Raw genomic sequence first — 12,057 nt, forward strand, 5'->3', positions numbered from 1 at the left:
CGATGACGACTAACCGAACCTTCCTCGCACGGCCCTCTGGATTTCCTCGAATGCCACGGGCTTCACGAGATGATGATCGAAGCCCGCATCCTTCGAACGTTGACGATCATGCGCCTGCCCGTAGCCCGTCACCGCGATCAGCAATGCGTCCGCCGTCGCGGCCCGCGCACGCATTTCGGCGGCGAGCCGGTAACCGTCCATTCCCGGCAAGCCGATATCGAGCAGCACGATCTGCGGCGCGAAGATATCGGAAATGGCGAGCGCTTCGTTCGCTTCGTGCGCAGTGCGCACGTCGAAGCCGTCCGCTTCGAGCAGCATCGCCATTGCGGTCGCGGCATCCACGCTGTCGTCGACGAGCAGCACGCGCTGGCCCGACGCCGTGTTCGCCGCCGCCGGTTCGACACGTTGCGCGGCCACCTGCGCATGCTGCGTCAGCGGCAGCCAGACGATGAACTCGCTGCCCATCAGCGGCCCGGCGGAAAACGCCTCGATACGTCCGCCCTGCAATTCGACGAGCGTGCGCGCGAGCGGCAAGCCGATGCCGAGCCCGCCTTCCGAGCGTTCGAGCGAGGTCTCGGATTGCACGAACAGATCGAAGATATGCGGCAGCATGTCCGGCGCGATACCGATGCCCTTATCGCGCACGACGATGCGCACGGCATCGCCGAACTGCTTGGCCTCGATCGCGATCTCGCCTCCTTCGAGGCTGTACTTCGACGCGTTCGAGAGCAGATTGCCGAACACTTGCGCGAGCCGCACGTTGTCGCCGGCGATGTAGAGCGGCGCATCCGGCAGCGTCACCGTGAGCGTGTGGTGCCTTCGTTCGAGCGAAGGCTGCACGGTTTCGATGGCCGCGGCGATCGCCACCGCGAGATCGACCGGCTCCTCGCGCAGCGTGATCTTGCCCTGCGTAATGCGCGCGACGTCGAGCAGATCGTCGACGAGACGGCTCAGATGCCGCACCTGCCTGTCGATGATCGCGCGCACCGTCGAGAAGTGCTGCGCCGACGGCATGCGCTCCGGATCGAGCAGATCGATCGCATTGCGGATCGGCGCGAGCGGATTGCGCAGCTCGTGCGCAAGCATCGCGAGAAATTCGTCCTTGCGACGGTCCGCTTCGCGCAACAGGAGTTCGGCGGCCTTGCGCTCGGAGATGTCGTTGACAATGCCCGCGACGCGCTGCGCCCGCGCCGGATGACCGCTCGCGGCACGCACCTGAAACGCGCGCTCGACGACCCAGCGCGGGACGCCGCTCGCGCGCACGATACGATATTCGACCTCGTACGGCGTGCCGTTCGCAAGCAGTTGACGGTACGCCTCGGCGACATGCTCGCGATCCAGCGGCAGGATCTCGCCGGACCAGTGATCGGGACCGGGTGATGCCGCGCCGCCTGTATCGAACAGACGTGCATACGCCGGACTCACGTACAGCAGTGCGTTCGACGCCGGATCGAGCATCCAGAAGACGTCGTCGATATTTTCGGCGAGCTGGCGAAAGCGCTCTTCGCTCTCGCGCAGCGCGTTTTCCGCCAGACGCACGCGCAACAGCGCGCGGACGTGCGCGATCAGTTCCGCCGGTTCGACCGGCTCCGTCAGATAGCTGTCCGCGCCGCCTTCGAGACCGCGAATGCGATCGAGACTATGCACGGCCGCCGCCGATGTCTGCAGCACGAGCGTGCCCGACGTATCCGGCGACGCCTTGATCTGGCGGCACACTTCGAGCCCGTTGATGTCGGGCAGCTTCACGTCGAGCAGCACGAGATCGGGGGATTGCGCACGCACGCGTTCGAGCGCGCCGGTACCGGTGGCCGCCTCGATCACGTTGAAGCCCGCGCGCGACAGGATGCGCGTCTTGGCGTAGCGCGCGCCGTCGTTGTCGTCGACGTTGAGGATCAGCACCTCGCTCCAGTCGCTTGTCATGATGGTCGTCCCTTGCCCGTCACCGCGTCCAGGACGCGCGGCAGCGCGCCGCCGCCCACCGGTTTCTCGATGAACGCGGTCGCGCCCAGCGCCTGCGCTTCGTTGCGGTCCTGCGTCTCCCCGAGCACGACGATCGGAATGCTGCGCGTCGCGGCCTGTGCCCGCAGCGCCGCGAGCCAGATCCATGCTTCCGGCGGCGCGGGCCGCACGGCGAGCACCAGCGCGGCGGGCTGCGTGCGCACGAGCAGACGGCTCGCTTCGTCGAGCGTCGCTGCGTGCAACGTGCGATACGCCGATTCGCGCAGCGCCGCCTCGCAGTCGAGCCGCTCGATCGGATTGCTCGCGACGACCAGCACGGCGGGCCGCGTATCGCTCGCGGCGGGATGCGCCGTGGCGACGTCCGCGCCGTAATGTGCAGGGATCGTCGCGCTGAAGACGGAGCCGCGTCCGGGTTCGCTCGCCAGCGAGACATCGCCGCCGAGCAGCTTGCACAGCTTGCGGCACAGCGGCAGCCCGAGGCCCGTGCCCTTCACGTATTGCTGCAAACGGTTCTCGACTTGCCCGAACTCCTCGAACACCACTTGCTGATGCTCCGCTGCAATCCCGATGCCCGTATCGCTCACGGAAAACGTGATGAGCCGGCGCGCGTCGTCGTAACTCGCGGCGACGCGCACCTCGCCGCGCTCGGTGAACTTGAGCGCGTTCGACACGAAGTTGCGCACGATCTGCGCGACCTTGGCTTCATCGGTATGGATCGGCGGGATGCCTTCGCAGGACTCGAACACGAGTTCCACCGCGCCGCCCGGCGACAACGGCCGGAGCATGCCGCGCAACGCCGAGAACAGCGTATCGACTTCGAATTCGGCGGGCCGCACCGCGATCTTGCCCGCTTCGATCTTCGCGAGATCGAGCAGATCGTCGACGGTTTCGGAGAGGTCTTCCGCCGCCTTGCGGATGAAGCGCACCTGCTTCTCCTGCTCTTCGGTCAGATCGCCGTCGATACGGTCCAGCAGCAGTTTCGACAGCGCACGAATCGACGAAAGCGGCGTGCGGAATTCGTGGCTCATGTTCGAGAGAAAGCGCGACTTCGACTCGTCCGCGCGGCGCAAATGGTCGGCGCGCGCGTCGAGTTCCGCATAGAGCGCGACCACGCCGCGATTGGTGTCTTCGAGTTCGCGCGTGAGCCGTGTCAGTTCTTCCTGACGTTCGCGCAGATCGGCGAGCGCCGCGATCAGCTCGCGATTCTGCCGCTGCACTTCGGCCATCGAATCTTCGTTCGACTGGCGCGTCAGGGCTTCCGTCACGCTTTGCAGTGCGCGCCCGTCGGACGGTGCGCTGTCGGGCAGCGTCTTCGCGAGCGAGATCGATGTCGCGCCGTCGGGTTCGTCGGCGATCGCGCAATAGTCCATCAGACGCTGTGCCGCGAGCAGGCCGAGCGTGGCCTGCGAGTGGTCGTGGCGCAATGCGCGCAGCCGTTCGCCCGCGCCCGGATTCGCCAGAAAGCGCACGACGAAACGCGGCGGGCGGACGTCGTCATCGACGAGAAACTCCGCGCGCGCCGCACTGCCCGCGATCAGCACGGTGCGCGCCGCTTCGAGCACGGACGTTGAAATGCGCGTTTGATCCTGCGCAGAAAAGCCGAGCGCCGCGCTCGCGTCGCGCGCCTTGACGCGAGCCGCGACGATATCGTGCTCGCCGTCGATCAGCATCGCGTAGAGGGGGCGCGTCATCAAACGGTCCCGGCCGGACGGGCGACGAACACGGTGACATCGTCGCGCCCGCGCGTGAAGTCGCGATACAGCACGGCCGCGACGAGCGCCGGATGCCGCAGCGCCAGGCCCGGATAACGCGCGAGATCCCAGCGCGACGTGAGCCCGTCCGAATGCAGCACGACGAGCGCGCCAGGCGGGCACGGCACGTCGAACACCTGCGCGCGCCGCGCCGCATGCCCGACGATGCCGCTGTGCGACACCAGATGCCGGTGCGACGTTTCCGTCCACACGCTCGCCGAAATATTGCCGATGCCCGCGAACGAGACGTTCATGCCGTCCGTGGACACACTCGCCGGCATGCGCGCAATGCCGACTGCGGCGCCGCGCGTCGGCCGCAGCGCGTCGTTCGCGGCCTCCATGATGCGTTCGAGCGCAAGCTCGCCGTGCGTGGCCATTGCCTTTGCCGCCTCGACGGCCGCGACATTGGCGAGCGGACCGTGGCCGAGGCCGTCGGCGACGAGCACCGTGAATTCGCCCGCATGCACGCGGCACGACCAGGCATCGCCGCTGACGATTTCGGTTTCGAGCGGCAGATTCACGACGCCGTATGCGGGATGCGGCTCGGGCGCGGCTGCGTCGGCGGCGCGCGGCGCTTTCCAGAACACGACGCGCAGCACGGTGCCGTGCCCCGGCGCGCTCCAGATATCGAGTTCGTGCGACAGGCGCTGGATCGCGCCCATGCCGTTGCCGGGACTGCCCGCCGTCGTGTAGCCGTCCTCGAAGCAGCGGTAGAGATCCTGAATGCCCGGACCGCTGTCGATACATAGCATTTCGATGCCGTAACGCAGCGACGCGACGACGCCCGCTTCCATGAGCGGCCGCACGAGCAGCTCGCCGCGCTGCGCGTGCTTGAGCAGGTTCGTGCCGCATTCCGTCACGACGATCGCGAGTTCGCCCGCGACCGTCTCGTTGAAACCCAGCCCGCGTGCGAGTTCGCCGACCGCGCGCCGTGCATAGGCGATCTGCGTCGGCTCGGCGATCTCGAAGCGCTGCTGCGCGGCCATCGATTCCTTCAGAACGGTTTCCATTTGATGATCGAAACGTGTGTGCCTTCGCCGGGTGAGGAACGGATGTCGAATTCGTCGCACAGGCGTTTTGCGCCGCCGAGGCCGAGTCCGAGGCCGCTGCCCGACGTGAAGCCGTCGGAGAGCGCGCGCTGGATGTCAGGAATGCCGGGACCGTTGTCGACGAATTCGAGCTTGAGCCCGCGGCGGCCGTTACGTTCGATCAGATAACAATGCACGTCGCCGCCGCCGCCATAGATCAGCGTGTTGCGTGCCAGCTCGCTCGCCGCCGTCACGAACTTGGTCTGATCGATCAGCGAAAGCCCTTGCGCGACGGCCTTCTCGCGCACGAACTGGCGCAGCCGCACGATCTGTTCGTCGGAGCGGATCGGCAGCGTGTCGGGCGGCGACGAAGTAACCGGCGCGGCGGTGGAATGGAAGATCGTCATGGCGTGGTTCGCGTGCGACCGTCAGGCCGCGCGGTCCTTCGCGAGCAGCGCCATGCCTTTCTCGACGTTCAGCGCGGTGCGCACGCCCGTGAGCGTGAGCCCGAGCTCGACCAGCGTGATCGCGACCGAAGGCTGCATGCCGACGACGACCGTTTCCGCGTCGAGCACGCGCGCCATCGCCGCCGTATTGCCGATCATGCGCCCAATAAACGAATCCACCACGTCGAGCGAGGAAATATCGATCAGCACGCCGCGCGCGCCGTCTTTGACGATACGGCTCGTCAGATCGTCCTGCAGCGCGAGCGCGAGGCGGTCGTGCATGTCGACCTGAATGGTGACGAGCAGGAGCTTGCCCATCGTGAGAATCGGAATGCGTTCCATCGCCTGACCCCGTTCAGTCGCGTTCTTTGCTTGGAATGGCGTGAGGCCGCGTCATTCGGGTTGAAGCGAATCGTTGCTGTCGCTCTGGCGGACGCCGCGCGAGCCGCTCTGCACGCCCGACACGGATTGCCCCGTGCGCTGCAGCGCGACCACGAAAGCCGCCGCGAGCGAGGCCTTGGTCGTGACGTTCGAGAGATTCACGCCGAGATGCACGATGGTCTGCGCGATCTGCGGACGAATGCCGCTGATGATGCAGTCGGCGCCCATCAGCCGGGCCGCCGCGACTGTCTTGAGCAGATGCTGCGCGACGAGCGTATCGACGGTCGGCACGCCGGTAATGTCGATGATCGCAATGGCCGCGCCCGTCTCGACGATCTTCTGCAGCAGGTTTTCCATCACGACCTGCGTGCGCGCCGAATCCAGCGTGCCGATGAGCGGCAGCGCGAGCACGCCGTCCCAAAGTTGCACGACCGGCGTCGAGAGTTCGAGCAGTTCCTGCTGCTGACGCACGATGACCTGTTCGCGGCTCGCCTGGAAGACCTCGGTGGTGTAGAGACCGATTTCGTCGAAGAGCGTGCTGATGGTCCAGGTGAGATCGGCGAGCGTCCCGGAATTGCCGCCGAGCGTGTCGCGCAGACGCGCGAAGAGCGGCTGCTTGAGCGAGAACACGAACATCGCGGTTTCGACCGGCGAAAAACCTTGCCGCGCGCGCTGCGCCGACATGTCCGCGAGAAACGCGCGCACGTCCTGCCACGCGCCGGAGCCGAAATCGACGCGATCCGACGTGCCGAGCGCGGCCACCAGAAGCGAGACGAACTGCGAGAACTGATTGCGCAACTCCGCTTCGCCGACGAGCCCGCGCCGCGACGCGACCGCATGCTGTTTCGTGATCCACTCTGCGAGCAGTTGCTCCTGATTGCTTTCGAACAATTGGGCAAGCTGCTTTCCGCCGACCATTTCCATGCCGAGATCCCTGTGCAAATGTTGATGTCGGGCGCCAAGCCCGAAGCTGATTGTTTTTCTTGCGCCGCAGCGGCGGCTGTCGCGCACGCGATATCGACGTGAAGCAATGCAAGGCGTTCGGAATGTAGCACGCCATCCCAAAATTCGACAGTCAGGAAAGCCTTGCGGCATAAAGGTTTCGCGGACTTTCGAGCGCGCTTGGAACGCGCGTCGCACGGAATCGGCAATTGCTGCCGGACGTTCGCGTCCGGCTGGACAAAAAGCGGTCAGAACTGCGATCAGCGTGAAAGCAGAAACAGCTCGAGCGCCTGAAGACTGATCGGTTTGAGAAGGAAGCCGTCGAAGTCGGTGTCGCCGCTGCCTTCGACGAAATCGGTGTGGCCTGTCATTGCGATGATGCGCGCGTCGCTGCTCGGACCGGCCGCGCGGATGGCGCTGCAGATTTCGCGGCCGTCGGCATCCGGTAACGAAATGTCCAGAAAGATGCGGTCGAAATGCTCGCTCGACGTGAGCGCGAGACATGCGGCCCCATCGTGCGCGACGGCCGCGGTGTGCCCCAGGCCGCTTGCAATGTCGACGAGGGTTTCGACGCAGGCGTGGTTGTCGTCGACGAAAAGCAGGTTCATCGTGACTGACTCCGTTTCGACGGACAAAACTACGCGTCGTGACAGACGCGCTAGCAAGTGTAGTGCACCGGGCGCGCCGCTCGCGTCTGCTTTGCGCAGGCGGCGAACGTTTGTCCGCGTTGCCCTAGACCGGGCACGCGCGCAGGCGGCCACTTGCATGCGATGCCGCGTATAGCAGCCGGAATATTTTTTGGCTCTCGCGCGGTGCAATACTCGGGCGCTTGAACTCATCGCTTACGCCGGAGCGCACATGGCCCAAACGATCCATCCCGTCGATGAAGTGCTGCCCGCCGGCCAGATGCTTGCGGTCGGCATTCAGCATGTGCTCGTCATGTATGCGGGCGCGATTGCGGTGCCGCTCATCGTGGGCGCGGCGCTCAAACTGCCGAAGGATCAGATCGCGTTTCTGATCAGCTCGGACCTGTTCGCGTGCGGGCTCGTCACGTTGGTGCAGTGCATCGGCGTGTGGAAGTTCGGCATCCGGCTGCCGGTCATCATGGGTGTGAGCTTCGCGCCGGTCGGTCCGATGGTGGCGATGGCCACGTCCGGAGCGGGCATCACGGCAATCTTCGGCGCGACGATCGCGGCGGGCGTGTTTGCCGTTCTGATCGCGCCGTTCTTCGGACGGCTGATGCGATTCTTTCCACCGATCGTCACCGGCACGATCATCCTGACAATCGGCATGACGCTGTTTCCGGTGGCAATCAACTGGGCCGGCGGCGGACGCGGCGCCGCGAACTTCGGCGAACCGAAGAACCTGATGATCGCGGCGGTCGTGCTGCTCGCGATTCTGCTCATCAACAAGTATCTGAAGGGCTTCATCGCGAATATATCGGTGCTGATCGGCATGGCGATCGGGTTTGCGATCGCGCTGCCGCTCGGTTTCGTCGATTTCTCGGGCATCGGGCAGGCCGCGTGGTTCGCGCCCGTGCGGCCGTTCGCGTTCGGCGCGCCGACGTTCGAAATCGCGGCGATTGCATCGCTCTGTCTCGTGATGGTGGTCATCATGGTGGAATCGCTCGGCATGTTTCTCGCGCTCGGCGATCTGGCGCAGCGGCCCGTCACGCGTGTCGATGCGACGCGCGGCTTGCGCACCGATGGTCTGGGCACCGTGATCGGCGGCATCTTCAATACGTTTCCGCATTCGTCGTTTTCGCAGAACATCGGGCTCGTTGGGATTACCGGCGTGAAGAGCCGCTGGGTCGTCGCGGTGTCCGGCGTGATCCTGGTTTTGCTCGGGCTGCTGCCGAAGCTGTCGAACCTGATTGCGTCGATACCCGTGGTCGTGCTCGGAGGCGCGGGCATCGCCATGTTCGGGATGGTCGCCGCGACCGGCGTGAAGATTCTCAGCAAGGTCGATTTCGAGAGCAAGAACAACCTGCTGATCATCGCGATCAGCGTGGGCGTCGGCGTTATTCCGCTGGTGGCGCCGACCTTTTTCGCGCATATGCCCGCCTGGGCGGGGCCGCTGACGCACAGCGGAATTACGCTGGCCGCCGTGTTCGCGATTTTGCTCAACGCGCTGTTCAATCGCGGGAGATCGTCGGACGAGGTTGAAAGGGAGATTGCGGCGGAGATGCCGTTGAGTCTGCGGCATGGCGATACGGATGTGGTGGCGAAGGAGTGACGTCGATTTGGAGGAAGACAACGTCGCCATCGAGCGGGTTTGATGGCGCGTGTCGGGTGACTTCAGTTCGGCGTTATGGCGCCTGATGCTTGGAAAAGCGCCGCACATCCCGAGCGCCAATAAAGACCATCTCGCGATATCAGAACAATCCGAAGATCGCTTCAGCGGGAAGCACGCTCCTGACGAGCCGTGCCGGCGCTGGCCGGTTTATTTGTCACTTAACTATTGCAGCTCTACGCGCACACATCTCAAATTTCTCTGAATCGTCCGATAGGTCGAGATCCGAGGCGCTCTTACCATCTCAGAATTGGAAATTGGGTGTAGAGGGGTAAAGGTGGCTTCAGTCTTCTCCGGTTCGAAAAACGATCTGTACATCGTGATGCGGCGCGGCGCGCTGCGCAACATCGTTGGTACAGCATGCTCGGCGGTCGTGCTCGCGCTTGCGGCCGGCCTTGCAGTGGGGCACTACAGGGCGCAGCCGTTGCTGATCCGCCATGAGCCCGCGAGGTCTTCCACCGTTGGTTCCGTGGTTTCCCCTCCCCCTTACTCGGCAGCCGAGTTCGCGCGCCTGCAGGCCGCGAATGCTTCGCTCGATGCGCGCGCCGAACGGCTCGCCGCAAAGCTCGACACCCTGAGCGCGTTTGACCAGCGCCTGCGTGCGCAATCGCCGCGTACGGCTGCGCTCAGCGCGGTTGCAAGAACGTCGGCGCGCGCGTCCAACGGCGACGCCGCCGGCGGCCCCGAACTGCCGCCTCGACCCTGCCGAATAGCCGGTGCGCATCGGGATCCGCAAGCCACCGACGACGAACTCGATTGCCTGACGGCGACGCTTGCCGCGCTCGAGCAGGGCGTGTCCGAACATGAGGCGGCGTGGGACGCCTTCCCGGGCCGCCGTCCGCTTGCGTTCGGGCGTACCGGCTCGCCGTTTGGCAACCGACTCGATCCGTTCACGCATCACCTGAGTTTCCATCCGGGGATCGACCTTGTCGCCCCGACGGGCACGTCGATCCTCGCGGCCGGAGGCGGTCGCGTGATTTACGCCGGACCGATGCCGGGCTATGGCAACACCGTCGAGATCGATCACGGCAACGGCTTTATCACGCGTTACGCTCATGCGTCGAAGATCGTGGTGCACGTCGGGCAGCGGGTGCAGCCACGCGAGGCGATCGCCAAGGTCGGCTCGACCGGCCGTTCGACGGGTCCGCATCTGCATTTTGAGGTTCGCGTGGGTGGTCAGCCGGTGAACCCGGCGGTTTATCTTGCGTTGTTTGCGGGTGAGTCGAATGCGTGATGGGGGGGTGGGTGATGCGCGTGTGATGGCCGGCGTGACGCCCGCGTTCTGTACGCGTCAGTTGGCGACACAGTCGAGGTGATCCCGCGTAACGCAGTGTTGATCGACAACAGCGCTTGGTTCGACCGCTCCTCTTCGTAGCCGGTCGATTGTCTAATTGAGTTGTCGAACGCGTACGCGATGCTGATTTACGCGCCGACCCGCCGCTGATTCCGTGGATGTCGTTCGCAGGACGATGCATTAAGCACGCCGGGTTTGAAGCTGGGCAGCGTTTGAGAGTTGCCGTCGGCCCTATCCGAAATTTCGTGGGCGAGGCATATGATGAAGGATCGAGGTCATGGATATGCCGATGAAAAGAAACGCACCGTCGCCCTTCAGGCTGCTCGATGAACTGGTGAAGGGCCCGATGACGCCCGCCGAGGTTCAGGACCTGATGCTGGCGTTCAACAAGGCGCTCATCGAACGCGCGATGGGCGCAGAAATGAACATGCGTCTGGGCTACCGGCCCGGCCAGCTCAAGCCTTCTGCGCAGACCAATGAACGCAAGGGCGCCAGCGGCAAGACAGTGATCACCGAGCGCGGCCCGGTACGGGTTGATTTGCCGCGCGATCGTGAGGGCAGTTTCGAGCCCCTCCTGATTCCCAAACACGAGCGCCGTTTCACCGGTTTCGACGAACGCATCATCGCGATGTACGCCCGTGGCATGAGCGTGCGCGAAATCCAGGCGTTTCTGGCCGAAAGCTACGGCACCGAGGTCTCCGCCGACTTCATCAGCTCGGTCACCGACGAGGTGATGGCCGAAACGCTTGCCTGGTAGAACCGTCCGCTCGAGCCGATGTATCCGGTGGTGTTCTTCGACGCGCTGCGCGTGAAGATCGGTGGCGACGGCGTGGTGAGCAACAAGGCGGTGTATCTGGCGCTGGGAATCCAGGCCGACGGCCAGCGCGATGGGCTCGGCCTGTGGATCGAACAGACCGAGGGCGCGAAGTTCTGGCTCAAGGTGTTTAATGAACTGAAGACCCGGGGTTGTCAGGACATCCGGATCGCAGTGGTCGACGGCCTGTAGGGACTGGCCGAGGCGATCGGCACGGCGTACCCGCGCACGACCGTGCAGACCTGCATCGTGCATCTGATCCGTAACAGTCTGGAATATGCCAGCTACAAGGACCGCAAAAGCGTCGCCGCAGCGCTGCGCCCGATCTATGCAGCCGCCGGCGAACAGGCCGCGAAGCAGGCACTGGAGGTCTTTGCCGAAGGGCCGTCTGGCGCGAAGTATCCGACCATCGTGCAGCCATGGCGACGGGCGTGGGAAAACGTCACACCGTTCTTCGTGTTTCCGTCCGACATACGGCGAGTGGTGTACCCCACGAACGCCATAGAGAGTCTGAACATGCAGTTGCGCAAGATCTTCAAGACACGCGACCACTTCCTCAACGACGAGGCAGCCATCAAGCTACTGTGGCTGGCCCTGCGCAACGTGCTGGCCAAGTCCGTACGGGCGGCATTCGACTGGTTCTCCGCCATGAGCCAGTTTGGTGAACGTTTCACCAATGCACGCGGGTAAATCCGCTACCCGACTTCGCAAGCTCTATCCCCTGCACGCGCACCAACTGCTCCACCGATACCTCCGCGTTGAGCCGCTCAAGCTCAACCTCTGCGATGCGCGCCATCTACTCGTCAGCGAAAAGTCCCGTTGCAGTCGAAACAGCGGTGTGCCGGGCTCAACATGTTCGGACGGGTGGACATAGATAGCCGACACCAATCCGGTGAGTCCCTGAATTTTCACCTCCGCCGGCGACACGATCTCGCCCGTCACGTCTTGCTTGAGCTCGATCTGGTGAACGAAAGAAAAACCCAGCGCGAAGATTGTGATGGCCGAGCTCGTGTAAGCGATCCAGCGCCAAGGCACATCCTTGAAATGAGGAAGATCGGTCGGTTGCATGAAGAGAATGAACTACGCGGCAATACCCCGGATCGTGATCAGCACGATATCCGAGGGCCTGTGCGTAAAAGCTGGAATAAAG

9 protein-coding genes and 1 pseudogene are annotated in these 12,057 nt (G+C 64.4%); 3 read left to right on the forward strand and 7 right to left on the reverse strand.

What is annotated here, in order from left to right; genetic code table 11:
- Nucleotides 1–9 precede the first annotated feature (9 nt).
- The 7 genes from BRPE64_RS19605 to BRPE64_RS19635 form a co-directional block, all read right to left on the reverse strand.
- On the reverse strand, nucleotides 10–1,920 hold the full coding sequence (locus BRPE64_RS19605; RefSeq protein WP_016355270.1) for a hybrid sensor histidine kinase/response regulator: 1,911 nt from the start codon (nucleotides 1,918–1,920) through the stop codon (nucleotides 10–12).
- Nucleotides 1,917–3,650: an ATP-binding response regulator gene (locus BRPE64_RS19610; protein WP_044042543.1), complete on the reverse strand. Its 1,734-nt coding sequence runs from the start codon at nucleotides 3,648–3,650 to the stop codon at nucleotides 1,917–1,919. The genes BRPE64_RS19605 and BRPE64_RS19610 overlap by 4 nt, the downstream gene beginning before the upstream one ends.
- Nucleotides 3,650–4,720, reverse strand: a complete 1,071-nt coding sequence (locus tag BRPE64_RS19615) for an ATP-binding SpoIIE family protein phosphatase (RefSeq protein WP_016355272.1) — start codon at nucleotides 4,718–4,720, stop codon at nucleotides 3,650–3,652. Before BRPE64_RS19615 ends, BRPE64_RS19610 begins: the two co-directional genes overlap by 1 nt.
- On the reverse strand, nucleotides 4,705–5,145 hold the full coding sequence (locus BRPE64_RS19620) for an anti-sigma regulatory factor (RefSeq protein ID WP_016355273.1): 441 nt from the start codon (nucleotides 5,143–5,145) through the stop codon (nucleotides 4,705–4,707). Before BRPE64_RS19620 ends, BRPE64_RS19615 begins: the two co-directional genes overlap by 16 nt.
- Nucleotides 5,146–5,166: 21 nt before the next feature.
- A complete protein-coding gene (locus tag BRPE64_RS19625) occupies nucleotides 5,167–5,526 on the reverse strand; it encodes an STAS domain-containing protein (protein WP_016355274.1) in 360 nt (119 codons plus the stop codon).
- A gap of 51 nt (nucleotides 5,527–5,577) precedes the next feature.
- Nucleotides 5,578–6,489, reverse strand: a complete 912-nt coding sequence (locus BRPE64_RS19630; RefSeq protein ID WP_044042550.1) for an STAS domain-containing protein — start codon at nucleotides 6,487–6,489, stop codon at nucleotides 5,578–5,580.
- Nucleotides 6,490–6,767: 278 nt separating this feature from the next.
- Nucleotides 6,768–7,115: a response regulator gene (locus BRPE64_RS19635; protein WP_016355276.1), complete on the reverse strand. Its 348-nt coding sequence runs from the start codon at nucleotides 7,113–7,115 to the stop codon at nucleotides 6,768–6,770.
- A 250-nt stretch (nucleotides 7,116–7,365) separates the two neighbouring features.
- Between BRPE64_RS19635 and BRPE64_RS19640 the strand changes: the two genes are divergently transcribed.
- The 3 genes and pseudogenes from BRPE64_RS19640 (at nucleotide 7,366) to BRPE64_RS19650 (ending at nucleotide 11,597) form a co-directional block, all read left to right on the forward strand.
- Complete coding sequence (locus tag BRPE64_RS19640; protein WP_016355278.1) at nucleotides 7,366–8,742, forward strand: nucleobase:cation symporter-2 family protein; 1,377 nt, start codon at nucleotides 7,366–7,368, stop codon at nucleotides 8,740–8,742.
- 334 nt (nucleotides 8,743–9,076) lie between these two features.
- A complete protein-coding gene (locus tag BRPE64_RS19645; protein WP_016355279.1) occupies nucleotides 9,077–10,033 on the forward strand; it encodes a M23 family metallopeptidase in 957 nt (318 codons plus the stop codon).
- Nucleotides 10,034–10,376: 343 nt separating this feature from the next.
- Nucleotides 10,377–11,597: pseudogene (locus BRPE64_RS19650) on the forward strand (IS256 family transposase).
- Nucleotides 11,598–12,057: the final 460 nt, after the last annotated feature.

Source organism: Caballeronia insecticola (assembly GCF_000402035.1).
Taxonomy (GTDB): Bacteria; Pseudomonadota; Gammaproteobacteria; order Burkholderiales; family Burkholderiaceae; genus Caballeronia; species Caballeronia insecticola.

Coding starts and splice junctions, on each gene's coding strand:
- BRPE64_RS19605 (WP_016355270.1), bottom strand. CDS start 1,920: ATGACAAGCGACTGGAGCGAGGTGCTGATCCTCAACGTCGACGACAAC.
- BRPE64_RS19610 (WP_044042543.1), bottom strand. CDS start 3,650: ATGACGCGCCCCCTCTACGCGATGCTGATCGACGGCGAGCACGATATC.
- BRPE64_RS19615 (WP_016355272.1), bottom strand. CDS start 4,720: ATGGAAACCGTTCTGAAGGAATCGATGGCCGCGCAGCAGCGCTTCGAG.
- BRPE64_RS19620 (WP_016355273.1), bottom strand. CDS start 5,145: ATGACGATCTTCCATTCCACCGCCGCGCCGGTTACTTCGTCGCCGCCC.
- BRPE64_RS19625 (WP_016355274.1), bottom strand. CDS start 5,526: ATGGAACGCATTCCGATTCTCACGATGGGCAAGCTCCTGCTCGTCACC.
- BRPE64_RS19630 (WP_044042550.1), bottom strand. CDS start 6,489: ATGGAAATGGTCGGCGGAAAGCAGCTTGCCCAATTGTTCGAAAGCAAT.
- BRPE64_RS19635 (WP_016355276.1), bottom strand. CDS start 7,115: ATGAACCTGCTTTTCGTCGACGACAACCACGCCTGCGTCGAAACCCTC.
- BRPE64_RS19640 (WP_016355278.1), top strand. CDS start 7,366: ATGGCCCAAACGATCCATCCCGTCGATGAAGTGCTGCCCGCCGGCCAG.